Annotated in this window: 21 protein-coding genes; 13 read left to right on the top strand and 8 right to left on the bottom strand. The window is 61.0% G+C overall.

Annotated elements, in window-relative coordinates; translation table 11 throughout:
• Window positions 1–82 precede the first annotated feature (82 nt).
• The 3 genes from KKQ10_RS17080 (at window position 83) to KKQ10_RS17070 (ending at window position 1915) form a co-directional block, all read left to right on the top strand.
• The gene (locus KKQ10_RS17080; RefSeq protein WP_127650887.1) at window positions 83–553 is read left to right on the top strand and encodes a nuclear transport factor 2 family protein; all 471 of its coding nucleotides are present in this window, start codon (window positions 83–85) and stop codon (window positions 551–553) included.
• 39 nt (window positions 554–592) lie between these two features.
• Window positions 593–895 (top strand): GIY-YIG nuclease family protein, encoded by a 303-nt coding sequence (locus tag KKQ10_RS17075; RefSeq protein WP_215501755.1) that lies wholly within the window; start codon window positions 593–595, stop codon window positions 893–895.
• Between the two features lie 84 nt (window positions 896–979).
• Window positions 980–1915, top strand: a complete 936-nt coding sequence (locus tag KKQ10_RS17070) for a glutathione S-transferase family protein (protein ID WP_215501754.1) — start codon at window positions 980–982, stop codon at window positions 1913–1915.
• 83 nt (window positions 1916–1998) lie between these two features.
• Here KKQ10_RS17070 and KKQ10_RS17065 read toward each other — a convergent pair whose 3' ends face one another.
• Together KKQ10_RS17065 and yejK are read right to left on the bottom strand one after the other, a co-directional pair.
• The gene (locus KKQ10_RS17065; RefSeq protein WP_215501753.1) at window positions 1999–2349 is read right to left on the bottom strand and encodes a glutaredoxin family protein; all 351 of its coding nucleotides are present in this window, start codon (window positions 2347–2349) and stop codon (window positions 1999–2001) included.
• On the bottom strand, window positions 2349–3353 hold the full coding sequence (gene yejK / locus KKQ10_RS17060; protein WP_003221908.1) for a nucleoid-associated protein YejK: 1005 nt from the start codon (window positions 3351–3353) through the stop codon (window positions 2349–2351). Before yejK ends, KKQ10_RS17065 begins: the two co-directional genes overlap by 1 nt.
• A gap of 543 nt (window positions 3354–3896) precedes the next feature.
• Between yejK and KKQ10_RS17055 the strand changes: the two genes are divergently transcribed.
• Window positions 3897–4178, top strand: a complete 282-nt coding sequence (locus KKQ10_RS17055) for an HU family DNA-binding protein (RefSeq protein ID WP_003221909.1) — start codon at window positions 3897–3899, stop codon at window positions 4176–4178.
• Between the two features lie 196 nt (window positions 4179–4374).
• Here KKQ10_RS17055 and rlmF read toward each other — a convergent pair whose 3' ends face one another.
• The 5 genes from rlmF to KKQ10_RS17030 all read right to left on the bottom strand — a co-directional run bounded on the left by rlmF (window position 4375) and on the right by KKQ10_RS17030 (window position 11003).
• Window positions 4375–5394 (bottom strand): 23S rRNA (adenine(1618)-N(6))-methyltransferase RlmF, encoded by a 1020-nt coding sequence (rlmF, locus tag KKQ10_RS17050; protein ID WP_127650881.1) that lies wholly within the window; start codon window positions 5392–5394, stop codon window positions 4375–4377.
• A 180-nt stretch (window positions 5395–5574) separates the two neighbouring features.
• A complete protein-coding gene (locus tag KKQ10_RS17045; protein ID WP_215501752.1) occupies window positions 5575–8421 on the bottom strand; it encodes a valine--tRNA ligase in 2847 nt (948 codons plus the stop codon).
• A gap of 195 nt (window positions 8422–8616) precedes the next feature.
• Window positions 8617–9015 carry a DNA polymerase III subunit chi gene (locus tag KKQ10_RS17040; RefSeq protein WP_127650878.1) on the bottom strand — a complete coding sequence of 133 codons (399 nt, stop codon included), beginning with the start codon at window positions 9013–9015 and terminating at the stop codon, window positions 8617–8619.
• 8 nt (window positions 9016–9023) lie between these two features.
• Window positions 9024–9452: a DNA polymerase III subunit chi gene (locus KKQ10_RS17035; RefSeq protein ID WP_215501751.1), complete on the bottom strand. Its 429-nt coding sequence runs from the start codon at window positions 9450–9452 to the stop codon at window positions 9024–9026.
• A 60-nt stretch (window positions 9453–9512) separates the two neighbouring features.
• Entirely contained in the window at window positions 9513–11003 is a 1491-nt protein-coding gene (locus tag KKQ10_RS17030; protein WP_215501750.1) for a leucyl aminopeptidase, read from the bottom strand.
• Between the two features lie 308 nt (window positions 11004–11311).
• On the opposite strand from KKQ10_RS17030, the gene lptF reads away from it, so the two are divergent.
• The 8 genes from lptF (at window position 11312) to pdxJ (ending at window position 19751) form a co-directional block, all read left to right on the top strand.
• On the top strand, window positions 11312–12433 hold the full coding sequence (gene lptF / locus KKQ10_RS17025; RefSeq protein WP_215501749.1) for an LPS export ABC transporter permease LptF: 1122 nt from the start codon (window positions 11312–11314) through the stop codon (window positions 12431–12433).
• Entirely contained in the window at window positions 12426–13487 is a 1062-nt protein-coding gene (gene lptG, locus KKQ10_RS17020) for an LPS export ABC transporter permease LptG (RefSeq protein WP_215501748.1), read from the top strand. The genes lptF and lptG overlap by 8 nt, the downstream gene beginning before the upstream one ends.
• Window positions 13488–13659: 172 nt before the next feature.
• Window positions 13660–15456 carry a translation elongation factor 4 gene (gene lepA / locus KKQ10_RS17015; protein ID WP_041064736.1) on the top strand — a complete coding sequence of 599 codons (1797 nt, stop codon included), beginning with the start codon at window positions 13660–13662 and terminating at the stop codon, window positions 15454–15456.
• A 9-nt stretch (window positions 15457–15465) separates the two neighbouring features.
• Entirely contained in the window at window positions 15466–16320 is an 855-nt protein-coding gene (gene lepB, locus KKQ10_RS17010) for a signal peptidase I (RefSeq protein ID WP_215501747.1), read from the top strand.
• A gap of 183 nt (window positions 16321–16503) precedes the next feature.
• The gene (gene rnc, locus KKQ10_RS17005) at window positions 16504–17193 is read left to right on the top strand and encodes a ribonuclease III (RefSeq protein WP_024011703.1); all 690 of its coding nucleotides are present in this window, start codon (window positions 16504–16506) and stop codon (window positions 17191–17193) included.
• Window positions 17186–18088, top strand: a complete 903-nt coding sequence (era, locus tag KKQ10_RS17000) for a GTPase Era (protein WP_064586098.1) — start codon at window positions 17186–17188, stop codon at window positions 18086–18088. The genes rnc and era overlap by 8 nt, the downstream gene beginning before the upstream one ends.
• Before the next feature lie 190 nt (window positions 18089–18278).
• On the top strand, window positions 18279–18968 hold the full coding sequence (recO, locus tag KKQ10_RS16995; protein ID WP_003221937.1) for a DNA repair protein RecO: 690 nt from the start codon (window positions 18279–18281) through the stop codon (window positions 18966–18968).
• Between the two features lie 39 nt (window positions 18969–19007).
• Window positions 19008–19751, top strand: coding sequence for a pyridoxine 5'-phosphate synthase (gene pdxJ, locus KKQ10_RS16990; RefSeq protein WP_215501746.1), 744 nt, complete (start codon window positions 19008–19010; stop codon window positions 19749–19751).
• A gap of 124 nt (window positions 19752–19875) precedes the next feature.
• Here pdxJ and mltF read toward each other — a convergent pair whose 3' ends face one another.
• Window positions 19876–21336: a membrane-bound lytic murein transglycosylase MltF gene (gene mltF, locus KKQ10_RS16985; protein WP_127650866.1), complete on the bottom strand. Its 1461-nt coding sequence runs from the start codon at window positions 21334–21336 to the stop codon at window positions 19876–19878.
• A gap of 285 nt (window positions 21337–21621) precedes the next feature.
• Here mltF and purL point away from each other — a divergent pair, with 285 nt between their 5' ends.
• On the top strand, window positions 21622–25518 hold the full coding sequence (gene purL / locus KKQ10_RS16980) for a phosphoribosylformylglycinamidine synthase (protein ID WP_215501745.1): 3897 nt from the start codon (window positions 21622–21624) through the stop codon (window positions 25516–25518).
• Window position 25519 lies beyond the last annotated feature (1 nt).

Genomic DNA, 25519 nt, shown 5'->3' with positions numbered 1-25519 from the left:
ATTCGGTGCGCGAATGCCGATAGTGTTTCTTCGCTTTGCAGCTTATGGTGCTGGCAATCTGTCCATTCCCTGGAGTTTGCCCATGAGCGAAGCCCACGCCGCCCTGATCACCCGCTTCTACCAGGCCTTCCAGCGCCTCGACGCCGAAGGCATGGCTGCCTGTTATACCGACGACGTAGTGTTCAGCGATCCGGCCTTCGGTGAACTGCGTGGACGCGATGCCGGCGACATGTGGCGTATGCTCACCACCCGCGCCAAGGACTTTTCCCTGACCTTCGACAATGTTCGCGCTGACGAGCGCAGCGGCGGTGCGCACTGGGTGGCGACGTATCTGTTCAGCCAGACCGGCAACGTGGTGATCAACGATATCCAGGCGCGTTTCGTGTTCCGTGACGGCAAGATCTGCGAGCACCACGATCACTTCGACCTGTGGCGCTGGTCGCGTCAGGCCCTGGGTTTCAAGGGCTTGCTGCTGGGCTGGACGCCGCTGGTGCGCAACGCGGTACGCGCGCAGGCGCTGAAGGGACTGAAGGCATTTCAGGCCGGTCGCTGATAAGATCGCGGCCTGTTTCCTACACACCTTGATCCCGAAGTGACCAACCTTAGCGAAAAATCGGTTGATGTTGTCGAGCCAGTGAGCAAGTCCTGGTTCGTCTACCTCGTGCGCGCAGCCAACGGTTCGCTGTATTGCGGGATCAGCGACGACCCGGTGCGCCGTTTCGCCAAGCATCAGAGCGGCAAGGGCGCGCGGTTCTTTCTGTCCAGCCCGGCCATGGCGCTGGTCTACACCGAGCGCTGCCGCGACAAGAGCGATGCGCTGCGCCAGGAACGCCTGATCAAGAAACTGCGCAAAAGCGCCAAGGAATGCCTGGTCGCGTCTTATCAATCTGATTGATCGGTTCCCATCAGCCGGATCTGTAGGCTGCTAATCGAATGCGCGCTAAGCTGCCGACTCACTATTTGAGCGGCGGAGCCGAGCATGTCCGAGTTGATTCTGCATCATTACCCGACTTCTCCATTTGCTGAGAAGGCCCGCCTGCTCCTGGGGTTCAAAGGCTTGTCCTGGCGCTCGGTGCACATTTCGCCGGTGATGCCGAAACCTGATCTGACTGCCCTGACCGGCGGCTATCGCAAGACCCCGGTGTTGCAGGTCGGTGCCGACATCTATTGCGACACGTCGTTGATCGCTCGCCGTCTGGAGCAGGAAAAAGCCCTGCCGGCGTTTTTTCCTGAAGGTCAGGAAATGACCACCGCCAGTTTCGCGGCGTGGGCCGACTCTGTGGTGTTCCAGCATGCCGTCAGCCTGGTGTTCCAGCCGGAGTCGGTGGCGGTGCGCTTCGGCAAGTTGCCGCCGGAAGCGATCAAGGCGTTCCTCGCGGACCGTGCCGGTTTGTTCAGTGGTGGTAGCGCCACCCGGCCGTCGGCCGAACAGGCCAAGCATCAATGGCCAACGATCATGGCGCGCCTGGAGCTGCAGTTGCAGCGCGAGCAGGGCGACTTCCTGTTCGGTGAGCCGTCGATTGCCGACTTCGCCCTGGCGCATTCGCTGTGGTTCCTCAAGGCGACGCACGTCACCGCACCATTGGTCGATGAGTATCCGGCCGTGACCGCATGGCTGGGGCGTGTGCTGGGTTTTGGTCATGGCGCCGCGAGCGCGATGACCGCCGAGGAGGCGCTGGACGTGGCGCGCAACTCGACGCCGGCCGCGTTGCCCGATGAGCAGTTTGTTGATCCGAACGGGTTCAAGGCCGGGCAGCAGGTGGCGATTGCGGCCATCGATTACGGTGTGGATCCGGTGGAGGGCGAGTTGCTGTTTGCCGGCCGTGAAGAGCTGATCCTGCGTCGCGAAGACCCGCGTGGCGGCGTGGTGCATGTGCATTTCCCGCGCTTCGGCTTCCGCATCGAAGCGCGCTAAAGGCAAAAGATCGCAGCCTTCGGCAGCGCCTACATGAGACATGTGTAGGAGCTGCCGCAGCCTGCGATCTTTTGATCTTGGTGTTACTTCAGGGCCGCGAGGATCTCATCCGGGTCAAACCCGCGAATCAACGTGCCGTTTACATCGATCAACGGAATCCCGCGCCCGCCCAGTGCCTCATACACCTTGCGTGCCTCGGCATCCTTCTCGATGTCGAACTCTTTGAACGCAATGCCCTTGCTGTCGAGAAAGCGTTTGGTCTGCTTGCAGTAGCCGCACCAGTCGGTGGCATACAACACAACATTGGCCTGCGCCCTTGTCTGCTCCGAGACCATCTGCGACGGGTTGAACACCCGCTCGATCTTGCCCCAGTTCTGATAGACCACCACCACCAGTAGCACCAGCGCGACTTTCTTCAGCACATTGCCCAACATCAGTTGCGGCGCTTGAGCTGATCGGTGAGCGAGGTCGGCAGGCCCTTGATGATCAGGGTGCCGGCTTCTTCGTCGTACTCGATCTTGGAGCCCAGCAGGTGCGCTTCAAAGCTGATCGACAGACCTTCGGCGCGCCCGGTGAAGCGGCGGAACTGGTTGAGGGTGCGTTTGTCCGCCGGAATCTCTGGCGACAGGCCGTAATCCTTGTTGCGGATGTGGTCGTAGAAGGCCTTCGGGCGCTCCTCGTCGATCAGCTCCGACAGCTCTTCCAGACCCATCGGCTCGCCGAGTTTGGCCTGGCTGCTGGCGTAATCGACCAGGGTCTTGGTTTTCTCGCGGGCGGAGTCTTCCGGCAGGTCTTCGCTTTCGACGAAGTCGCTGAAGGCCTTGAGCAGGGTGCGGGTTTCGCCCGGGCCGTCGACGCCTTCCTGGCAGCCGATGAAGTCGCGGAAGTATTCCGAGACCTTCTTGCCGTTCTTGCCCTTGATGAACGAGATGTACTGCTTGGACTGCTTGTTGTTCTGCCACTCGGACACGTTGATCCGCGCCGCCAGGTGCAGTTGGCCGAGGTCGAGGTGGCGCGACGGGGTCACGTCCAGCTCGTCGGTCACCGCCACGCCTTCGCTGTGGTGCAGCAGGGCGATGGCCAGGTAATCGGTCATGCCTTGCTGGTAGTGGGCGAACAGCACGTGGCCGCCGACTGACAGGTTCGACTCTTCCATCAGCTTCTGCAAGTGCTCGACCGCGACTTTGCTGAACGCCGCGAAGTCCTTGCCGCCGTCCATGTATTCCTTCAGCCAGCCGCTGAACGGGAACGCGCCGGATTCCGGATGGAACAGGCCCCAGGCTTTGCCCTGTTTGGCGTTATAGCTTTCGTTGAGGTCGGCGAGCATGTTTTCGATGGCCGCGGACTCAGCCAGTTCAGAGTCACGGGCGTGCAGAACTGCGGGCGTGCCGTCGGGTTTTTTGTCGATCAGGTGGACGATGCAATGACGGATCGGCATGGGCTTCTCGGCTGTTGGAAGGGAGGAGGGCAGGCTCCCCCGAAAAAGCGCCCAGTGTACCCGATTCTCCACCTGGGACGATGCAACCGTCCCCCTTCAGGAGCTGCCGAAGGCTGCGATCTTTTGATCTGGCTTTTAAAAAATCAACGTCAAAAGATCGCAGCCTTCGGCAGCTCCTGCATGATGAGGATGCAGCAGAAAATTGTGGCCGGCGGCAGCGTAAACAGGGGGTGGAAGGGCAAATCCGGGGCTAACGCCCGGCCTTGTGCAGTTTTTTACCGATTTAGAGCAATAAAGCTGACCAAATGGGTAGCTAGAGGCGGATATTTCCCCGTCTCTGTGCTAGTTTTGCCCGGTCTTACGCGAAGTCACTGCGTTAAGCGTGCATTCAGCATTTGTCAGGTCGAACCAAACCCTGATTTCGGTATCTATAACCCCGACTCGTCGTGGTTATCGCCGAGGGTGCCAGATCCAGAAGATCGGGCTCGATGGCTGACACTGCACTCTGCAATCCATATGAATTTGATAGGGAAGGAACACTACATGGCTCTTACTAAAGACCAACTGATCGCCGACATCGCTGAAGCTATCGACGCGCCGAAAACCACCGCGCGTAACGCTCTGGACCAACTGGGCCAAATCGTTGCCGATCAGCTGGAAAACGGCGGCGAAATCACCTTGCCAGGTATCGGCAAGCTGAAAGTGACCGAGCGTCCTGCCCGCACTGGCCGTAACCCTTCGACTGGCGCTGCCATCGAAATCCCTGCCAAGAAAGTGATCAAGCTGGTTGTGGCCAAAGGCCTGACCGACGCTGTGAACAAGTAAGACGCAGCGATAAAAAAACCGTGCACCGGAGCGATCCGGGCACGGTTTTTTTGTGCCTGCGATTTGGCGAGGAGTTACGCCGCCTTGTAGGAGCTGTCGAGTGAAACGAGGCTGCGATCTTTTGATCTTGTTCTTCAGGATCAAGATCAAAAGATCGCAGCGTACCGCAGCTCCTACAGGTTCGCCGGCGCAGGCGTTAGCGCGTCCAGCGCTCGCGACGCCAGATCTGCTGTTCGGACTTGGTCTGGAAGGTCCAGGCCACGAAGCGACTCTGTTTCTGCCCTTGCGACATCTCCACCACCTGGCTTTCCAGCACGCCGGCCTTCTTCAGCGCGGTTTCGATGGCGGGCAGGTTCGAAGCTTTCGACACCAGCGTGCTGAACCACAGCACCTTGTGCTGGAAGTTCGCGCTCTCGGCGATCAGTTGCGTCACGAAACGCGCTTCGCCACCCTCACACCACAGCTCTGCCGACTGGCCACCGAAGTTCAGCACCGGCAGCTTGCGCTTCGGGTCGGCTTTGCCCAGTGCGCGCCATTTGCGCTCGCTGCCCTTGGTCGCTTCGTCCATCGAAGCGTGGAATGGCGGGTTGCACATGGTCAGGTCAAAGCGCTCACCCGGCTCCAGCAAACCGATCAGGATGTGCTTGCGGTTTTCCTGCTGGCGCAGCTTGATGACCTTGTTCAGGTCGTTGGACTGGACGATGGCTCTGGCGGCAGCCACGGCGGTCGGATCGATCTCCGAACCGAGGAAATGCCAGCGGTATTCGCTGTTACCGATCAGCGGATACACGCAGTTGGCGCCCATGCCGATGTCCAGCACATTGACGATCGCGCCACGCGGGACCTTGCCGTCGTTCATGCTGGCCAGCAGGTCGGCGAGGAAGTGCACGTAATCGGCACGGCCCGGGACCGGTGGGCAGAGGTAATCCGCCGGGATGTCCCAGTGTTCGATGCCGTAGAACGCCTTGAGCAGCGCCCGGTTGAACACGCGCACCGCGTCGGGGCTGGCGAAGTCGATGCTTTCCTTGCCGTACGGGTTGGTGATCACGAACTTCGCCAGTTCCGGCGTGGTCTTGATCAGCGCCGGGAAGTCGTAGCGACCCTGATGGCGATTGCGCGGGTGCAGGCTGGCCTTTTCACGCGGCTCGACGGCTTTGGCCGGGGTCGCGACATCAGGCTTCTTGCGCGCAGGTTTGGGTGTGCGGGGGGCGTTCATGGGTGTGATCGATTCGGGTATGGCTGAAAGTGGCGGGTATTGTCCCACATTGGTGAGTCATGCGCCGAACCTGTGACCCATGACCTTGGACTTGGGGATTTTGATTTATGTAGGGGAAGGTGGCGGGAACCATAAAAAAGGGAGGCCACCAGGGCCTCCCTCTTTCATTGCTGCTTGCCCTTACAGGCTCGAAATCCGCGCGTGCTGCTCGGCCAGCTTGCCCAGGGCCTGTTCAGCCTCGGCCAGTTTGGCGCGTTCCTTCTCGATGACTTCGGCCGGGGCCTTGTCAACGAAACCGGCGTTCGACAGCTTGCCGCCCACCCGCTGGACTTCGCCCTGCAGACGCAGGATCTCCTTGTCCAGACGCGCCAGCTCAGCGCCCTTGTCGATCAGGCCGGCCATTGGCACCAGCACTTCCATCTCGCCAACCAGCGCGGTCGCGGACAGCGGTGCTTCTTCGCCGGCCGCCAGCACGGTGATCGATTCCAGACGCGCCAGCTTCTTCAGCAGCGCTTCGTTCTCGGTCAGGCGACGCTGGTCTTCAGCGCTGACGTTCTTCAGGTAGATCGGCAGCGGTTTGCCCGGGCCGATGTTCATTTCGCCACGGATGTTACGCGTGCCGAGCATCAGGCCCTTGAGCCATTCGATGTCGTCTTCGGCCGCCGGATCGATGCGCTCTTCGTTGGCCACCGGCCAGGGTTGCAGCATGATCGTCTTGCCCTGAATGCCGGCCAGCGGCGCGATGCGCTGCCAGATTTCTTCAGTGATGAACGGCATGAACGGGTGCGCCAGTCGCAACGCTACTTCCAGAACGCGAACCAGTGTGCGACGGGTGCCGCGCTGACGCTCGACCGGCGCGTTCTCGTCCCACAGCACTGGCTTGGACAGTTCCAGGTACCAGTCGCAGTACTGGTTCCAGATGAACTCGTACAGCGCTTGCGCGGCGAGGTCGAAACGGAACTGATCCAGTTGACGGGTCACTTCGGCTTCGGTGCGTTGCAGCTGCGAGATGATCCAGCGATCCGCCAGCGACAGCTCGTAGGCTTCGCCGTTCTGGCCGCAGTCTTCGCCCTTGTCCAGAACATAACGCGCGGCGTTCCAGATCTTGTTGCAGAAGTTGCGATAGCCTTCAACGCGGCCCATGTCGAACTTGATGTCACGACCGGTGGAGGCCAGCGAGCAGAACGTGAAGCGCAGGGCGTCGGTGCCATAGCTGGCGATACCGTCAGCGAACTCGTCGCGGGTCTGCTTCTCGATCTTCTTCGCCAGTTTCGGCTGCATCAGGCCGGAGGTGCGCTTGCGCACCAGTTCTTCCAGCTCGATACCGTCGATGATGTCCAGCGGGTCAAGGACGTTGCCCTTGGACTTGGACATCTTCTGGCCCTGGCCATCACGCACCAGACCGTGCACGTAAACGGTCTTGAACGGAACCTGCGGCGTGCCGTCCTCGTTCTTGATCAGGTGCATCGTCAGCATGATCATCCGGGCAACCCAGAAGAAAATGATGTCGAAACCGGTGACCAGCACGTCGGTGGAGTGGAATTTCTTAAGGAACTCGGTCTTTTCCGGCCAGCCCAGGGTGGAGAACGTCCACAGGCCCGAACTGAACCAGGTGTCGAGCACGTCGTTGTCTTGTTGCAACGCAACGTTCGGGCCGAGGTTGTGCTTGGCGCGCACTTCGGCTTCGTCGCGACCGACGTAGACCTTGCCCGACTCGTCGTACCAGGCCGGAATCCGGTGGCCCCACCACAGCTGACGGCTGATGCACCAGTCCTGGATGTCGCGCATCCACGAGAAGTACATGTTTTCGTACTGCTTCGGCACGAACTGGATACGGCCGTCTTCAACGGCAGCAATCGCCGGCTCAGCCAAAGGCTTGGTCGACACGTACCACTGGTCGGTCAGCCACGGCTCGATAATGGTGCCGGAGCGGTCGCCTTTCGGCACTTTCAGGTTGTGATCGTCGACGCTGACCAGCAGGCCGGCGGCGTCGAACGCAGCCACGATCTGCTTGCGCGCTTCGAAACGCTCAAGGCCGGCGTATTCAGCCGGGATCTTGCCGTCGATGCTGTCGTTCAGCGTGCCGTCGAGGTTGAACACCTGGGCGGCTGGCAGCACATTGGCGTTCTTGTCGAAGATGTTCAGCAGCGGCAGGTTGTGGCGTTTGCCGACTTCGTAGTCGTTGAAATCGTGGGCCGGGGTGATTTTCACGCAGCCGGTGCCGAATTCAGGATCGCAGTAATCGTCGGCGATGATCGGGATGCGGCGGCCAACCAGTGGCAGCTCGACAAACTTGCCGATCAAGGCTTTGTAGCGCTCATCGTTCGGGTTAACGGCCACGGCGGAATCGCCGAGCATGGTTTCCGGACGGGTGGTCGCGACGATCAGGAAATCGTTGCCTTCAGCGGTTTTCGCGCCGTCGGCCAGCGGGTATTTGAGGTTCCACAGGAACCCTTTCTCGTCGTGGTTTTCCACTTCGAGGTCGGAAATCGCTGTGTGCAACTTGGTGTCCCAGTTGACCAGACGCTTGCCGCGGTAGATCAGGCCGTCTTCGTGCAGGCGTACGAACGCTTCCTTGACCGCTTCCGAGAGGCCGTCGTCCATGGTGAAGCGCTCGCGGCTCCAGTCCACGGACGAGCCGAGGCGGCGGATCTGACGGCTGATGTTGCCGCCGGACTGATCCTTCCACTCCCAGACTTTTTCGAGGAATTTCTCGCGACCCAGGTCATGACGGTTCTGGCCGGTGGCTTCCAATTGACGCTCCACCAGCATCTGCGTGGCGATACCGGCGTGGTCGGTGCCTGGCTGCCACAGGGTGTTGCGACCCTGCATGCGGCGGAAACGGATCAGGGCGTCCATGATCGCGTTGTTGAAACCGTGACCCATGTGCAGGCTGCCGGTGACGTTCGGCGGCGGGATCATGATGGTGTAGGAATCGCCCGCGCCTTGCGGTGCGAAATAGTTCTCGGACTCCCAGGTGTTGTACCAGGAAGTTTCAATGGCGTGCGGCTGGTAGGTCTTATCCATGCGCGGCGGGACCCTATTGGCATTTGTTCAGGAAAAGCCGGGAAGTATAGCGGGGCATGGGGCCGAGGGCGAGCGGGGCGGGACCGGCTGGAGAAAGCTTTCTGTAGGAGCTGCCGAAGGCTGCGATCTTTTGATGTTGCTTTTTAAAAAACAAGATCAAAAGATCGCAGCCTTCGGCAGCTCCTACAGGGGACATTATTCGTATTGGCTGAGCAGCCGTTCCATTCGCGCCTCGAGGCGGCGTTTGATTTCGGTTTCGATGTGCGGCGCGAAGTCGTCGATCACGTCCTGCATGATCAATTGCGCGGCGGCGCGCAGTTCGCTGTCCAGGTGCAGCAGGGCGTCCGGGCCTTTATCCACAGGCGCTGCAGCAGGTTGCGCCGCAGGTATAGGGGGCGACGCGGGTGGCGGTTCGATGGCGGGCGGCGTGGCGTCGACGGCCTCGAACAACATCGGAATCTGTTCCTGTTCGCCTTCATCGACCGTGTCGGTCAGCAGTGGCGGTTGCAGGTTGTCATCGCCGAGCAACTGACGGATCGATTCGAGATCGTCCAGCAGGTGCGCAGGCTTTTGCAGCGGTTTTGGAGTGTCCATCGGCGTACTCAGAGTCGCTGTAAACGGTGATCTTGCAGAGGATAGCCCTGTTCGCGGTAGAAACGGAAACTCTCCCGTGCCGCCGCGCGAATCGTCGGATCTTCCACCACCACTTCCGCCACGCGGGCGAATTTGTTGGCGAAGGCCGGGACTTTCAGGTCGAGGTTGACCAGCAGATCCTGGTGCGCGCCACAATCAGCGCCCACCCCCAGCACGATCAAACCGTCCGGTTCGCTGTCGGCAGGGCCGTGAGGCACGAAGGTTTCGCCCTTGAACGCCCACAGACGCGCATCAAGATCGTCACGCTGGGCTACATCGCTGCAATGCAGGTAGATGCGGTGGCCCATGCGCCAGGCTTTCTCGGTGAGCTTGCAGGCAAAGTCCAGGCGAGCCGAAGGATCGGCGCTGGGCAGGATATAGAAGTCGACTTTGGTCATTGCGGTTCCTGAGCCTTGAACGGCGCCGCCGGCTAGCAGCGCCGCTCAGGTTCATCGGTTTCAGGCTTTGGCGCGGTCCAGCAGGTATTGGGTCAGCAGCGGAACCGGACGGCCGGTGGCGCCCTTGTCCTTGCCGCCACTGGTCCAGGCAGTGCCCGCGATGTCCAGGTGCGCCCAGTTCAGGTTCTTGGTGAAGCGCGACAGGAAGCACGCGGCGGTGATGGTGCCGGCCTTCGGCCCGCCGATGTTGGCGATGTCGGCGAACGGGCTGTCCAGTTGCTCCTGGTATTCGTCGAACAGCGGCAGTTGCCAGGCGCGGTCGTCAGCCGCCTTGCCGGCGCTGAGCAGTTGCTCGATCAGTTCGTCGTTGTTGCCCAGCAGGCCGGAAGTGTGTGCACCCAGTGCCACGACGCAGGCGCCGGTCAGGGTGGCGATGTCGATCACCGCTTGCGGCCTGAAGCGCTCGGAGTAGGTCAGGGCGTCGCACAGCACCAGGCGGCCTTCGGCGTCGGTGTTGAGGATTTCCACGGTCTGGCCGCTCATGGTGGTGACGATGTCGCCCGGACGCGAAGCGGTGCCGCTCGGCATGTTTTCGGCGCAGGCGAGGATGCACACCAGGTTGATCGGCAGTTTCAGCTCAAGCACGGCACGCAGGGTACCGAACACGGAGGCCGCGCCGCCCATGTCGTATTTCATTTCGTCCATGCCGGCGCCTGGCTTCAGGCTGATGCCGCCGGTGTCGAAGGTGATGCCTTTGCCGACCAGCGCGTAAGGCTTCTCGGACTTCTTGCCACCGTTGTACTGCATGACGATCAGGCGCGGCGGCTGGGCGCTGCCCTGGCCGACGGCGTAGAACGAGCCCATGCCCAGGGATTTGATCTTCTTCTCGTCGAGCACTTCGACTTTCAGATCCTTGAACTCTTTGCCGAGGTTTTTCGCCTGTTCACCGAGGAAGGTCGGGTGGCAGATGTTCGGCGGCAGGTTGCCCAGAGTGCGGGTGAAGGCCATGCCGTTGGCGATTGCCGTGGCGTGGTTCACCGCGCGCTGCACTTCGGCCTGAGCGGCCTTGATGGTCAGCAGGGTGACTTTCTTCAGGGCGCGCGGTTCGGCTTTCTGGCTCTTGAACTGGTCGAAGGTGTATTCGCCGTCTACCAGGGTTTCGGCCAGCAGACGGGTTTTGCCGTAGCTGTCGCGATTCTTGACGATGATTTCATCCAGGGCCAGCACGGCATCGCTGCCGCCCAGGCCTTTGAGCGTGTTGAGGATGCCTGCAACGATTTTGCGGAACGGACGGTCGCCCAGTTCTTCATCCTTGCCCACGCCGACCAGCAGCACGCGTTCGGCTTTCAGGTTCGGCAGGCTGTGCAGCAGCAGGCTCTGACCGACCTTGCCGGCCAGGTCGCCACGTTTGAGTACGGCGCTGATCGCGCCGCCGCTCAACTCGTCGACCTGTTTGGCGGCAACGCCGAGTTTGCGGCCTTCGCCGACGGCAACCACCAGGGTGGCGGTTTTCAACGTTTCTGGGCTAACGCTTTTTACAACCAGTTCCATGTCCGGATCCCTGAATGAATGGTCAACATGCAGGCGTTCGACGGTGTCCGCAGTCGCCTGCTTATAGATAGAAGAGACGCAGGCCAGTGCCTGCGACAAAGGCGGCAGTTTGAACCTCGCTCCCTGCGCCTGACAACCCTCGGTGGCACGATCTTCAACCGATTGCACGCTTGGGTGAGTGTGCGCAGTGACAGGCGCCCTCAATCACAGGATAATGCCGCATCTTTTTTCGACGGCTCTGCCTTGCGGGCCGGTCGAGACGTTTGCTTGTTTGGCCGCCTTAGCCTGACAACCCTGGAGTGTCTGGTTTGATCGTCTTCCGTTATCTGTCCCGTGAAGTGATGTTGACCCTGAGCGCCGTCAGCGCCGTGCTGTTGGTCATCATCATGAGCGGTCGCTTCATCAAATACCTTGCCCAGGCTGCTGCGGGCCAACTCGATCCGGGATCGCTGTTCCTGATCATGGGTTACCGTCTGCCGGGGTTCATGCAACTGATCCTGCCGCTGGGGCTGTTTCTCGGGATCCTGCTGGCTTACGGCCGGTTGTACCTCGAAAGCGAAATGACCGTGCTTTCGGCCACCGGCATGAGTCAGCAGCGTCTGCTGCGCATGACCCTGTTCCCGGCGACGCTGGTCGCGCTGGTGGTGGCGTGGTTGAGCCTGAGCCTGGCCCCGCAGGGCGCCAATCAGTTCCAACTGCTGCTGAACAAGCAGGACGCCCTGACCGAGTTCGATACCCTCGAACCCGGCCGCTTCCAGGCCCTGCGTGACGGTACCCGGGTGACCTACACCGAAACCCTGACCGATGATCGTGTCAACCTCAGCGGCGTGTTCATCTCGCAGAAGAACCTGGGGGCCAATCAGAAAGACCGCGGGATTTCCGTGCTGGTGGCCGAGAATGGTCGTCAGGAGATTCACTCGGACGGCAATCGCTACCTGATCCTGCACAATGGCTATCGTTATGACGGCAGCCCAGGCCAGGCCGATTACCGTGCAATCAAATACGACACCTATGGCGTATTGCTGCCCAAGCCCGATGCCAGCGACGAAGTCACCGACCGTGATGCGATTCCGACATCGACCTTGCTGAGCAGCGACGACGAGCGTTCCAAGGCTGAACTGCAATGGCGTATTTCGTTGCCGTTGCTGGTATTCATCGTGACTCTGATGGCGGTGCCGCTGTCGCGGGTCAACCCGCGTCAGGGGCGTTTCCTGAAGCTGCTGCCGGCGATTCTTCTTTATATGGCTTATCTGACCATCCTGATTGCCGCCCGCGGCGCCCTCGAAAAAGGCAAGATCCCGCCGGCCCTTGGCCTGTGGTGGGTGCACGGGATCTTCCTGGTCATTGGTCTGGGGCTGCTGTACTGGGAGCCGTTGCGCCTGAAGCTGGCCAGCCGTCGCAGCGCTGCGCTGGAGGTGGCCCGTGGTTAAACTCGACCGCTACATCGGCAGCAGCGTATTCGTGGCGATCATCGCCGTGCTGGCGATCATTCTGGGTCTGGCGACCCTGTTTGCCTTTATCGACGAGATGAGTGACGTCAGCGATACCTACACGCTGACAGACGTTCTGAGCTTCGTCGTCCTCACCGCGCCACGTCGCCTCTATGAAATGCTGCCGATGGCCGCGCTGATCGGCTGTCTGATCGGCCTCGGCAGTCTGGCCAGCAGCAGCGAGCTGACCGTCATGCGGGCCGCTGGCGTGTCCATCGGACGTATCGTCTGGGCGGTCATGAAACCGATGCTGGTACTGATGCTGGCCGGCGTGCTGATCGGCGAGTACGTGGCCCCGGCCACCGAAAGCATGGCCCAGGCCAATCGCTCGCTGGCACAAGGCAGCGGTGACGCGCAGAGCGCCAAGCATGGCATGTGGCACCGTCAGGGCGAGGAGTTCATCCATATCAACGCCGTGCAACCCGACGGCCTGTTGTATGGCGTGACCCGCTATCACTTCGACAAGGAACGCCACCTGCTGAGCTCCAGTTTCGCCAAGCGTGCGGAGTTCGACGGCAACCGCTGGCTGCTTTCCGATGTGACTACCACGGTGTTCCATGAACGCAGCACCGAAGTATTGAACGCGCCGAGCGAGCAGTGGGACGTGTCGCTGAGCCCGCAACTGCTCAACACGGTAGTGATGGCCCCCGAGGCGCTGTCGATTTCCGGTCTGTGGGGCTACATCCACTATCTGGCGGACCAGGGCCTGAGCAACGGCCGCTACTGGCTGGCATTTTGGGTCAAGGTGTTGCAGCCGCTGGTCACCGCCGCGCTGGTGCTGATGGCGATCTCCTTCATCTTCGGTCCTTTGCGCTCGGTGACCCTCGGTCAGCGGGTGTTCACCGGTGTGCTGGTGGGCTTCACCTTCCGCATCGTCCAGGATTTGCTCGGCCCATCGAGCCTGGTATTCGGCTTCTCGCCGCTGTTCGCGGTGCTGGTGCCGGCCGGTGTCTGTGCGCTGGGCGGGGTCTGGTTGCTGCGACGGGCCGGTTGATGGCCGCGTGGTTGCTAGCGCTTTAACCTCGAAAACGCCTCGGTCGACAGATCGGGGCGTTTTCGTATGCAATCCGGGTGACAGGCGAACGTGACGCTTGCGCCGTGTATCAGGTACAATTCCCGGCTATTTTTCGGCGGGCCAAGCCTGCAGCCTTTTTGAGTGTTGATCCGTGAGTGATTTGAGTCATATCCGCAATTTCTCCATCATCGCCCACATTGACCATGGCAAGTCGACGCTGGCTGACCGTTTCATCCAGATGTGCGGTGGCCTGGCCGAGCGTGAAATGGAAGCCCAGGTACTGGATTCCATGGATCTGGAGCGCGAACGCGGGATCACCATCAAGGCCCACAGCGTTACCCTCTATTACAAAGCCAAAGACGGCGTCACCTACCAGCTGAACTTCATTGACACCCCGGGCCACGTTGACTTCACCTACGAAGTCAGCCGTTCCCTGGCCGCGTGTGAAGGTGCCTTGCTGGTGGTCGATGCCGGTCAGGGTGTTGAAGCCCAGTCCGTGGCCAACTGCTACACCGCGATCGAGCAGGGCCTCGAGGTCATGCCGGTCCTGAACAAGATCGACCTGCCACAGGCCGAGCCGGACCGCGTCAAGGACGAGATCGAGAAGATCATCGGCATCGACGCCACCGACGCCGTCACCTGCAGTGCCAAGACTGGCCTGGGCGTCGACGAAGTGCTCGAGCGCCTGGTCGCGACCATTCCTGCGCCAACCGGCAACATCGAGGATCCGCTGCAAGCGTTGATCATCGACTCCTGGTTCGACAACTACCTGGGCGTTGTCTCCCTGGTACGCGTGCGTCATGGCCGCGTGAAGAAGGGCGACAAGATCCTGGTCAAGTCCACCGGCAAGATCCACCTGGTCGACAGCGTCGGTGTGTTCAACCCGAAACATACCGCCACCGCAGACCTGAAGGCCGGCGAAGTGGGCTTCATCATCGCCAGCATCAAGGACATTCACGGTGCACCGGTCGGTGACACCCTGACCCTGAGCTCGACCCCGGACGTTGAAGTGCTGCCTGGCTTCAAACGCATCCAGCCACAGGTTTACGCCGGTCTGTTCCCGGTCAGCTCCGACGACTTCGAGGACTTCCGCGAAGCGCTGCAGAAACTGACCCTGAACGACTCGTCGCTGCAGTACACCCCGGAAAGCTCCGACGCACTGGGCTTCGGCTTCCGTTGCGGGTTCCTCGGCATGCTGCACATGGAGATCATCCAGGAGCGCCTGGAGCGCGAATACGACCTGGACCTGATCACCACCGCGCCAACGGTGATTTTCGAACTGGTGCTGAAAACCGGTGAAACGATTTACGTCGACAACCCATCCAAGCTTCCGGATGTGTCGGCCATCGAAGACATGCGCGAGCCCATCGTGCGTGCCAACATCCTGGTTCCGCAGGAACACCTGGGCAACGTCATCACCCTGTGCATCGAGAAACGCGGTGTGCAGGTCGACATGCTGTTCCTCGGCAATCAGGTGCAGGTCACTTACGACCTGCCGATGAACGAAGTGGTCCTGGACTTCTTCGACCGCCTCAAATCCACCAGCCGCGGCTATGCTTCGCTGGATTACCATTTCGATCGTTACCAATCGGCTAATCTGGTGAAACTGGACGTGCTGATCAACGGTGACAAGGTCGACGCCCTGGCGTTGATCGTGCACCGCGACAATTCGCACTTCAAAGGTCGCCAGTTGACCGAGAAGATGAAAGAACTGATTCCTCGTCAGATGTTCGACGTGGCGATCCAGGCTGCCATTGGCGGTCAGATCGTTGCCCGGACAACCGTCAAGGCACTCAGAAAGAACGTATTGGCCAAATGCTACGGCGGTGACGTAAGCCGTAAGAAAAAACTGTTGGAAAAGCAGAAGGCCGGTAAGAAACGCATGAAGCAGGTCGGCAACGTGGAAATTCCACAAGAAGCCTTCCTTGCCGTGCTCAGGTTGGAATAGTCAGGTCCTATGTCACTAAATTTCCCGCTGTTGCTGGTCATCGCCGTGTTCGTCTGCGGCCTGTTGGCGTTGCTCGATCTGCTGTTCCTGGCGCCGCGTCGGCGTGCTGCCATTGCCTCTTATCAAGGCAGTGTCAGCCAGCCCGAAGCCGTGGTGGTCGAGAAACTGAACAAAGAGCCGTTGCTGGTTGAGTACGGCAAGTCGTTCTTTCCGGTGCTGTTCATCGTGCTGGTGCTGCGTTCGTTCCTGGTGGAACCGTTCCAGATTCCGTCCGGCTCGATGAAGCCGACCCTGGATGTCGGCGACTTCATTCTGGTGAACAAGTTTTCTTACGGGATCCGCCTGCCGGTGATCGACAAGAAAATCATCGAAGTCGGTGATCCGCAGCGTGGCGATGTGATGGTGTTCCGCTACCCGAGCGACCCGAACGTCAACTACATCAAGCGTGTAGTCGGCCTGCCGGGCGACACGGTGCGTTACACCGTCGACAAGCGTCTGTTGGTCAATGGCGAATCGATTGCCGAGCAACTGGTCGGTTCCGAGCCGGGTACGCTGGGCAGTGCTGAGCTCTACAAGGAAAAACTCGGCGCTGCCGAGCACCTGATCCGCAAGGAAATGAGCCGCTACCGCGCCACCCCGGACCATACCTGGACCGTGCCGGCCGGCCATTACTTCATGATGGGCGACAACCGCGACAACTCCAACGACAGTCGCTATTGGGATGACCCGAACATTCCCAAGGATCTGCTGGGCATGGTTCCCGATCAGAACATCGTCGGTAAAGCCTTCGCTGTCTGGATGAGCTGGCCGGAACCGAAACTCAGCCACCTGCCGAATTTCTCGCGGGTTGGCCTGATCAAGTAAACAATCACGGCGCTGTTGACCACAGCGCCGAATGCATTTCTGGAGTCGACACAAATCGGCGCCAGGGCATGAAGCCACGATACTCAGGACGTCATTTTTGAACACAGCGTTAATTGTCCCAGGCCTGCGCCGTATCCCGGCGATGGCGGTGGAATCCAGCCACGAACTCAGCGTGGGTAAACCGTGAGCGTTTCTCTAAGCCGTCTCGAGCGCCAGCTCGGTTACACCTTCAAGGATCAGGAGCTGATGCTGCTGGCCCTCACGCACCGCAGCTTTGCCGGGCGTAACAACGAACGCCTGGAATTCCTCGGCGATGCCATCCTCAACTTCGTGGCTGGCGAGGCGCTGTTCGATCGCTTCCCGCTGGCCCGCGAAGGCCAGTTGTCGCGTTTGCGCGCACGTCTGGTCAAGGGTGAGACACTGGCCGTGCTGGCCCGTGGTTTCGACCTGGGTGATTACCTGCGTCTGGGGTCGGGCGAACTGAAAAGCGGCGGCTTCCGTCGCGAGTCGATTCTGGCTGATGCCCTCGAAGCGTTGATCGGTGCGATCTACCTCGATGCCGGCATGGACGTCGCCCGCGAACGCGTACTGGCCTGGCTGGCCGGCGAGTTCGAAGGCCTGACGCTGGTCGACACCAACAAGGATCCCAAAACCCGTCTGCAGGAACACCTGCAATCGCGCGGTTGCGAACTGCCACGCTACGAAGTGGTGGATATCCAGGGCGAACCGCACTGCCGTACCTTCTTCGTCGAGTGCGAAGTGGTTTTACTGAATGAAAAAAGCCGAGGTCAGGGTGTGAGCCGTCGTATTGCCGAACAGGTAGCGGCCGCCGCAGCACTGATTGCCCTGGGCGTGGAGAATGGCAATGACTGATACAAACGCAACTCGCTGTGGCTACGTTGCCATCGTCGGCCGTCCCAACGTGGGCAAGTCCACGCTGCTGAACCATATTCTGGGTCAGAAGCTGGCGATCACCTCGCGCAAGCCGCAGACCACCCGCCACAACATGCTCGGGATCAAGACCGAGGGTGACGTGCAGGCGATCTACGTCGACACCCCCGGCATGCACAAGGGGGGCGAAAAGGCCCTGAACCGCTACATGAACAAGACCGCTTCGGCGGCGTTGAAAGACGTCGACGTGGTGATCTTCGTGGTCGACCGCACCAAGTGGACCGAAGAAGACCAGATGGTCCTGGAGCGCGTGCAGTACGTGACCGGCCCGCTGATCGTCGCGCTGAACAAGACCGACCGCATCGAAGACAAGGCCGAGCTGATGCCGCACCTGTCGTGGTTGCAGGAACAGCTGCCGAACGCGCAGATCATCCCGATTTCGGCGCAGCACGGGCACAACCTCGAAGCACTGGAAAAGGTCATCGCTGATCATTTGCCGGAGAATGATCACTTCTTCCCGGAAGACCAGATCACCGACCGCAGCAGCCGTTTCCTCGCCGCCGAACTGGTGCGTGAGAAAATCATGCGCCAGATGGGCGCCGAGCTGCCGTACCAGATCACCGTCGAGATCGAAGAGTTCAAGCAGCAGGGCAAGACCTTGCATATTCACGCGCTGATCCTCGTCGAGCGTGACGGTCAGAAGAAGATCATCATTGGCGACAAGGGCGAGCGCATCAAGCGCATCGGCACCGAAGCGCGCAAGGACATGGAGCTGCTGTTCGACTCCAAGATCATGCTCAACCTGTGGGTCAAGGTGAAGGGCGGCTGGTCCGACGACGAGCGTGCGCTGCGTTCGCTGGGTTACGGCGACCTGTAATACACGGTTTCACTGTGCGGGCGGGCTTCTGTGGCGAGGGGGCTTGCCCCCGTTGGGCTGCGAAGCAGCCCTGAACCATTCGACGCGGGGCGTCAGTCAATCCGCACAGAATGGCCTGACGACTGCTTCGCAGCCGAACGGGGGCAAGCCCCCTCGCCACAATTGATGATCTTCAGAGATCTTTCGCCTCATGTCGCAAACCCCACCTCCCGCCCAACTCGCCTACGTCCTGCATTCGCGTGCCTACCGCGAAACCAGCGCGCTGGTCGACTTCCTCACGCCGCAAGGTCGGCTGCGGGCGGTGTTGCGCAGTGCGCGGGGCAAGGCCGGGACACTGGCGCGACCGTTCGTGCCGCTGGAAGTGGAGTTTCGTGGCAAGGGTGAGCTGAAGAATGTCGGGCGCATGGAAAGTGCCGGTAACGCGACCTGGATGGTCGGTGAGGCGCTGTTCAGCGGCCTCTATCTCAATGAACTGCTGATCCGCCTGCTGCCCGCCGAAGATCCGCACCCGGCGGTGTTCGATCATTACGCCGCGACGCTGCTGGCCCTGGCCGAAGGTCGGCCATTGGAACCGCTGCTGCGTTCCTTCGAATGGCGCTTGCTGGACGATCTCGGCTATGGCTTTTCCCTGAACACCGACATCCACAGCGAACCCGTCGCCCCGGACGGTCTCTATCGCCTGCAAGTGGATGCCGGACTTGAGCGCGTCTACCTGCTGCAACCGGGCTTGTTCAACGGCGTTGAATTACTGGCCATGGCCGAAGCCGATTGGACAGCTCCCGGCGCGCTGTCGGCGGCCAAGCGTCTGATGCGTCAGGCACTGGCCGTTCATCTGGGTGGTCGCCCCCTCGTCAGCCGCGAGCTATTTCGCAAGCCCTGATATGCTGTGCGCCGAATCTTTCCCTTCAGGAGCGCATCCGTGACCACCAGCAATCGCATTCTTCTTGGCGTGAACATCGACCACGTCGCCACCCTGCGTCAGGCCCGTGGCACGCGCTATCCGGATCCGGTCAAGGCGGCGCTGGACGCGGAAGAGGCGGGTGCCGACGGCATTACCGTGCACCTGCGCGAAGACCGTCGGCACATTCAGGAGCGCGACGTGCTGCTGCTCAAGGACGTGCTGCAGACCCGCATGAACTTCGAAATGGGCGTCACCGAAGAAATGATGGCGTTCGCCGAGCGTATCCGCCCGGCGCACATCTGCCTGGTGCCGGAAACCCGTCAGGAACTGACCACTGAAGGCGGTCTGGATGTAGCGGGGCAGGAAGAGCGCATCAAGGCGGCGGTCGAGCGCCTGTCGAAGATCGGCAGCGAAGTGTCGCTGTTCATCGATGCCGACGAGCGGCAGATCGCCGCGTCCAAGCGCGTCGGCGCACCGTCCATCGAGCTGCACACCGGGCGTTACGCTGATGCCGAGACTCCGACCGAAGTCGCCGAAGAGCTCAAGCGTGTGGCGGACGGCGTGGCGTTCGGTCTGGCCCAAGGCCTGATCGTCAACGCCGGGCATGGCCTGCACTACCACAACGTCGAAGCCGTGGCGGCGATCAAGGGCATCAACGAACTGAACATCGGCCATGCGTTGGTGGCGCATGCGTTGTTCGTGGGCTTCAAGTCGGCAGTGTCCGAGATGAAAGCGCTGATTCTGGCTGCCGCCAAGCACTAAGCAACAACACAAACCCCTGTAGGAGTGAGCCTGCTCGCGATAGCGGTGTGTCAGACAACATCAGGTTGGCTGACACACCGCTATCGCGAGCAGGCTCACTCCTACAATTGATTTGGGGTGTTGGTTAAAGCGGGGCAGGCTCTTGCGCCGGTTTGGATTTGTCGATCCCTGGCACGTGCAGATTGCCTTCAGCCACCTGATCGCCTTCAAGCTGCGGCTGGGTCACCCAGGTCAGGATGTCGTAGTAGCGACGGATGTTCGCCACGAAATGCACCGGCTCGCCGCCCCTGGCGTAGCCGTAGCGGGTTTTGCTGTACCACTGCTTTTGCGACAGGCGTGGCAGCATCTTCTTCACGTCCAGCCATTTGTCCGGGTTCAGACCTTCGCGGGACGCCAGTTTGCGCGCGTCATCGAGGTGGCCGCTGCCGACGTTGTAAGCCGCCAGCGCGAACCAGGTGCGGTCCGGCTCCTGAATCGAATCGTCGAGCTGATCCTTCATGTAGGCCAGGTACTTGGCGCCGCCCATGATGCTTTGCTTGGGATCGAGACGGTTCGACACACCCATGGCCTGGGCGGTGTTCTGGGTCAGCATCATCAAGCCGCGCACGCCGGTTTTCGAGGTGACGGCCGGTTGCCACAGCGATTCCTGATAGCCGATGGCCGCGAGCAGGCGCCAGTCGACTTTCTCTTTCTTGGCGTAGGTCTTGAAGTGCTGTTCGTATTTGGGCAGGCGCTGCTGCAAGTGCTGGGCGAAGGTGGTCGCGCCCATGTAGCCGAGAACATCGACGTGGCCGTAGTAACGGTCCTTCAGGCGTTGCAGGGTGCCGTTCTTCTGTACTTTGTCCAGATACGCGTTGATCTCATTGAGCAGGCTGTTGTCTTCGCCGGCGGCCACCGCCCAGCTCTGGCTGCGTGCATCGCCGAGGTCGAAGGCTACGCGGATATTGGTGAAATACACCTGGTTCATCGCCACTTCGTTGGAATCGACCAAGGTCAGGTCGATCTGGCCTTCATCGACCATGCGCAACAGGTCGACCACTTCAACGGCGTCGGATTCTTCGTACTCGATGCCGGGAAATTTCTTTTTCAGCTCGGCCAGTTGTTCGGCGTGAGTGCTGCCCTTGAGCACCATGATCTTCTTGCCGACCAGATCGCCGGGATCGGTCGGGCGAGACTGGCCGTTGCGGTAGATGATCTGCGGGGTGACTTCGAGGTAGGAGTGGGAGAACCGCACCTGCTTCTTGCGATCTTCACTGCTGACCAGGCCGGCCGCCGCCAGCACCGGGCCGTTCGGCTTGCCGATCTGGTTGAACAGGTCGTCGAGGTTGTCGGCGGTCTCGATCTTCAGCTCGACCCCCAAATCGTCGGCGAAGCGCTTCACCAGCTCGTATTCGAAGCCGGTTTCACCGCTGCGATCCTGAAAGTAGGTGGCGGGGCTGTTACGGGTAATCACCCGCAGCACACCATCCTCCTTTACGCGCTCGAGTGTGTTGGGTTTATCAACACAGCCACCGAGCATCAGGAAGAGTCCGGTTGCGATCAGCCATTTGGCGTACCGCGGACGCAAAGCCGTTGGGAAAAACATCTGCGCAGTATACGCAAACGGCCACGGGCGCCATATCTCGACAGTGAAGGGCTTGTCTGCTAGAGATCACAAAACTGGCTGAAACCCCGCAGAAATGGGGCTTGACGGCATTTTGTTACAGTAAAAATAAGCCTGCATCAGGCCCCCGTTAAATCTGACTTCAAAGGCAGAAACACAGATTGATATCCGAGTGCAACCGTGCGTAGCGTTTCGGGTGATGTTGAGGGCGGTTTAGGCTAGAATGCACGGCCTCAAAGCACACCCCTTCCCGAGGCTGTCCCGAAGATGTTGATCCTGCGCGGCGCTCCTGCCCTTTCTGCCTTTCGCCACAGCAAACTCCTTGAGCAACTGAGCCAGAAGGTTCCAGCTGTCAGTGGCCTGTATGCTGAATTCGCTCACTTCGCCGAAGTCACCGGCGTCCTGACCGGCGACGAACAGCAGGTGCTTGCGCGCCTTCTGAAGTACGGCCCAAGCGTTCCGGTACAAGAGCCGACCGGCCGTCTGTTTCTGGTGTTGCCGCGTTTCGGCACCATCTCGCCATGGTCGAGCAAGGCCAGCGACATCGCCCGCAACTGCGGCCTGAGCAAGATCCAGCGCCTGGAGCGCGGTATCGCGTTCTACGTGGCCGGTCAGTTCAGCGACACCGAAGCCCAGCAAATCGCCGACGTGCTGCATGACCGCATGACCCAGATCGTGCTGGGCAATCTGGAGCAGGCCGCCGGTCTGTTCAGCCACGCCGAGCCGAAGCCGCTGACCGCGATCGACATCCTCGGTGGCGGCCGCGCCGCGCTGGAAAAGGCCAACACCGAGCTGGGCCTGGCCCTGGCCGAAGACGAGATCGACTACCTGGTCAACGCCTTCAACGGTCTCAAGCGCAACCCGCACGACATCGAACTGATGATGTTCGCCCAGGCCAACTCCGAGCACTGCCGCCACAAGATCTTTAACGCCAGTTGGGATATTGACGGCCAGAGCCAGGAAAAAAGCCTGTTCGGCATGATCAAGAACACCTATCAGATGCACAGCGAAGGCGTGCTGTCCGCTTATAAGGACAACGCTTCGGTGATCGTCGGCAACGTCGCCGGCCGCTTCTTCCCGGATCCGGAAACCCGCCAGTACGGCGCGGTGCAAGAGCCGGTGCACATTCTGATGAAGGTCGAGACCCACAACCACCCGACGGCGATTGCCCCGTTCCCGGGCGCCTCCACCGGTTCCGGTGGCGAGATCCGCGACGAAGGTGCAACCGGTCGTGGCGCCAAGCCAAAGGCCGGCCTGACCGGTTTCACCGTGTCCAACCTGCAGATCCCTGGCTTCGAACAGCCGTGGGAAGTGCCGTACGGCAAGCCTGAGCGCATCGTCACCGCGCTGGACATCATGATCGAAGGCCCGCTCGGCGGCGCCGCGTTCAACAACGAATTCGGCCGTCCGGCCCTGACCGGCTACTTCCGTACCTTCGAACAGTCGATCACCACCCCGCACGGCGACGAAGTTCGTGGTTACCACAAGCCGATCATGCTGGCTGGCGGCATGGGCAACATCCGCGAAGAACACGTCAAGAAAGGCGAGATCGTGGTCGGCTCCAAGCTGATCGTGCTCGGCGGCCCGGCGATGCTGATCGGTCTGGGCGGCGGCGCCGCTTCCTCCATGGCCACCGGCACCAGCTCGGCGGATCTGGACTTCGCTTCCGTACAGCGTGAAAACCCTGAGATGGAGCGTCGTTGCCAGGAAGTCATCGACCGTTGCTGGCAACTGGGCGACAAGAACCCGATCAGCTTCATCCACGACGTGGGTGCGGGCGGTCTGTCCAACGCCTTCCCGGAACTGGTCAACGACGGCGACCGCGGTGGCCGTTTCGAACTGCGCAACATTCCCAACGACGAGCCGGGCATGGCCCCGCACGAAATCTGGTCCAACGAATCCCAGGAACGTTACGTTCTGGCGGTCGGCCCGGCCGACTTCGAGCGCTTCAAGGCGATCTGCGAACGTGAGCGCTGCCCGTTCGCCGTGGTCGGCGAAGCCACTGCCGAGCCGCAACTGACCGTGACCGACAGCCACTTCGGCAACAACCCGGTGGACATGCCGCTGGAAGTGTTGCTGGGCAAGGCCCCGCGCATGCACCGTTCGGTGGTTCGTGAAGCAGAACTGGGCGATGACTTCGATCCGTCGAACCTCGACATCACCGAGTCCATCGAACGCGTTCTGCATCACCCGGCCGTGGCGAGCAAGAGCTTCCTGATCACCATTGGCGACCGCACCATCACCGGCCTCGTGGCCCGTGACCAGATGGTTGGCCCATGGCAGGTTCCGGTGGCCGACGTGGCCGTCACCGCCACCAGCTTCGACGTTTACACCGGTGAAGCGATGGCAATGGGCGAGCGTACTCCGCTGGCACTGCTGGACGCCCCGGCGTCGGGCCGCATGGCCATTGGCGAAACCCTGACCAACATCGCCGCTTCGCGCATCAACAAGATCTCCGACATCAAACTGTCGGCGAACTGGATGTCCGCCGCCGGTCACCCGGGTGAAGACGCACGTCTGTACGACACCGTGAAAGCGGTCGGTATGGAACTGTGCCCTGAGCTGGGCATCACCATCCCGGTGGGCAAGGACTCGATGTCCATGGCCACCCGCTGGAACGACAACGGTGAAGAAAAAACCGTGACCTCGCCGATGTCGCTGATCGTGACCGGTTTCGCCCCAGTGGCTGACGTGCGTCAGACCCTGACGCCGGAACTGCGCATGGACAAGGGCACCACCGACCTGATCCTGATCGACCTCGGTCGCGGCCAGAACCGCATGGGTGCCTCGATCCTTGCTCAGGTACACGGCAAGCTCGGCAAGCAGGCGCCGGACGTCGATGACGCCGAAGACCTGAAAGCCTTCTTCGCTGTCATTCAGGGCCTCAACGCCGACGGTCACCTGCTGGCTTACCACGACCGTTCCGACGGTGGTCTGCTGACCTCCGTGGTGGAAATGGCCTTCGCCGGTCACTGCGGTCTGAGCCTGAACCTGGACAGCGTTGCCGAAAACTCGGCAGAAATCGCTGCGATCCTGTTCAACGAAGAGCTGGGTGCGGTCATCCAGGTTCGTCAGGACGCCACCCCGGACATTCTCGCGCAGTTCAGCGCGGCCGGTCTGGGCGACTGCGTGTCGGTGATCGGTCAGCCGATCAACAACGGCCAGATCAACATCACCTTCAACGGTGACACCGTGTTCGAAGGCCAGCGTCGTCTGCTGCAACGTCAGTGGGCCGAGACCAGCTACCAGATCCAGCGTCTGCGCGACAACGCCGACTGCGCCGAGCAAGAGTTCGACGCGCTGCTGGAAGAAGACAACCCGGGCCTGAGCGTCAAGCTGAGCTACGACGTCAACCAAGACATCGCCGCGCCTTACATCAAGAAAGGCATCCGCCCACAGGTGGCCGTGCTGCGTGAGCAGGGCGTCAACGGTCAGGTGGAAATGGCGGCCGCATTCGACCGCGCCGGTTTCAACGCGATCGACGTGCACATGAGCGACATTCTGGCCGGCCGCGTCGACCTGAACGAGTTCAAAGGTCTGGTGGCGTGCGGTGGTTTCTCCTACGGCGACGTGCTCGGCGCCGGTGAGGGCTGGGCCAAGTCCGCGCTGTTCAACAGCCGCGCTCGCGATGCCTTCCAGGGCTTCTTCGAACGTAATGACAGCTTCACCCTCGGCGTGTGCAACGGTTGCCAGATGATGTCCAACCTGCACGAGCTGATCCCGGGCAGTGAGTTCTGGCCGCACTTCGTGCGCAACCGCTCCGAGCAGTTCGAAGCGCGTGTGGCGATGGTGCAGATCCAGGAATCGAACTCGATCTTCCTGCAGGGTATGGCCGGTTCGCGCATGCCGATCGCCATTGCTCACGGTGAAGGTCATGCCGAATTCTCCAGCGAAGAAGCACTGCTGGAAGCCGATCTGTCCGGTTGCGTGGCGATGCGTTTCGTCGACAACCACGGCAAGGTCACCGAAGCCTACCCGGCCAACCCGAACGGTTCGCCGCGCGGGATCACCGGTCTCACCAGCCGTGATGGCCGTGTGACGATCATGATGCCGCACCCGGAGCGTGTGTTCCGCGCCGTGCAGAACTCGTGGCGTTCGGAAGACTGGACCGAGGACGCTCCTTGGATGCGCATGTTCCGTAATGCGCGCGTCTGGGTGAACTAAG

The sequence above is a fragment of the Pseudomonas sp. MG-9 genome (genome assembly GCF_018729515.1).
In the GTDB taxonomy this organism is placed as follows: Bacteria; Pseudomonadota; Gammaproteobacteria; order Pseudomonadales; family Pseudomonadaceae; genus Aquipseudomonas; species Aquipseudomonas serboccidentalis.
This window is presented reverse-complemented; position numbering and strand designations above follow the sequence as displayed.

Bases quoted from the DNA above. Each gene is read 5' to 3' on its own strand.
- recO (WP_003221937.1), top strand. From the start codon at position 18,279: ATGTCGCAAACCCCACCTCCCGCCCAACTCGCCTACGTCCTGCATTCG.
- era (WP_064586098.1), top strand. From the start codon at position 17,186: ATGACTGATACAAACGCAACTCGCTGTGGCTACGTTGCCATCGTCGGC.
- KKQ10_RS17030 (WP_215501750.1), bottom strand. From the start codon at position 11,003: ATGGAACTGGTTGTAAAAAGCGTTAGCCCAGAAACGTTGAAAACCGCC.
- KKQ10_RS17080 (WP_127650887.1), top strand. From the start codon at position 83: ATGAGCGAAGCCCACGCCGCCCTGATCACCCGCTTCTACCAGGCCTTC.
- lepB (WP_215501747.1), top strand. From the start codon at position 15,466: ATGTCACTAAATTTCCCGCTGTTGCTGGTCATCGCCGTGTTCGTCTGC.
- yejK (WP_003221908.1), bottom strand. From the start codon at position 3,353: ATGCCGATCCGTCATTGCATCGTCCACCTGATCGACAAAAAACCCGAC.
- KKQ10_RS17045 (WP_215501752.1), bottom strand. From the start codon at position 8,421: ATGGATAAGACCTACCAGCCGCACGCCATTGAAACTTCCTGGTACAAC.
- KKQ10_RS17055 (WP_003221909.1), top strand. From the start codon at position 3,897: ATGGCTCTTACTAAAGACCAACTGATCGCCGACATCGCTGAAGCTATC.
- KKQ10_RS17040 (WP_127650878.1), bottom strand. From the start codon at position 9,015: ATGGACACTCCAAAACCGCTGCAAAAGCCTGCGCACCTGCTGGACGAT.
- KKQ10_RS17065 (WP_215501753.1), bottom strand. From the start codon at position 2,349: ATGTTGGGCAATGTGCTGAAGAAAGTCGCGCTGGTGCTACTGGTGGTG.
- rlmF (WP_127650881.1), bottom strand. From the start codon at position 5,394: ATGAACGCCCCCCGCACACCCAAACCTGCGCGCAAGAAGCCTGATGTC.
- mltF (WP_127650866.1), bottom strand. From the start codon at position 21,336: ATGTTTTTCCCAACGGCTTTGCGTCCGCGGTACGCCAAATGGCTGATC.
- KKQ10_RS17035 (WP_215501751.1), bottom strand. From the start codon at position 9,452: ATGACCAAAGTCGACTTCTATATCCTGCCCAGCGCCGATCCTTCGGCT.
- purL (WP_215501745.1), top strand. From the start codon at position 21,622: ATGTTGATCCTGCGCGGCGCTCCTGCCCTTTCTGCCTTTCGCCACAGC.
- KKQ10_RS17070 (WP_215501754.1), top strand. From the start codon at position 980: ATGTCCGAGTTGATTCTGCATCATTACCCGACTTCTCCATTTGCTGAG.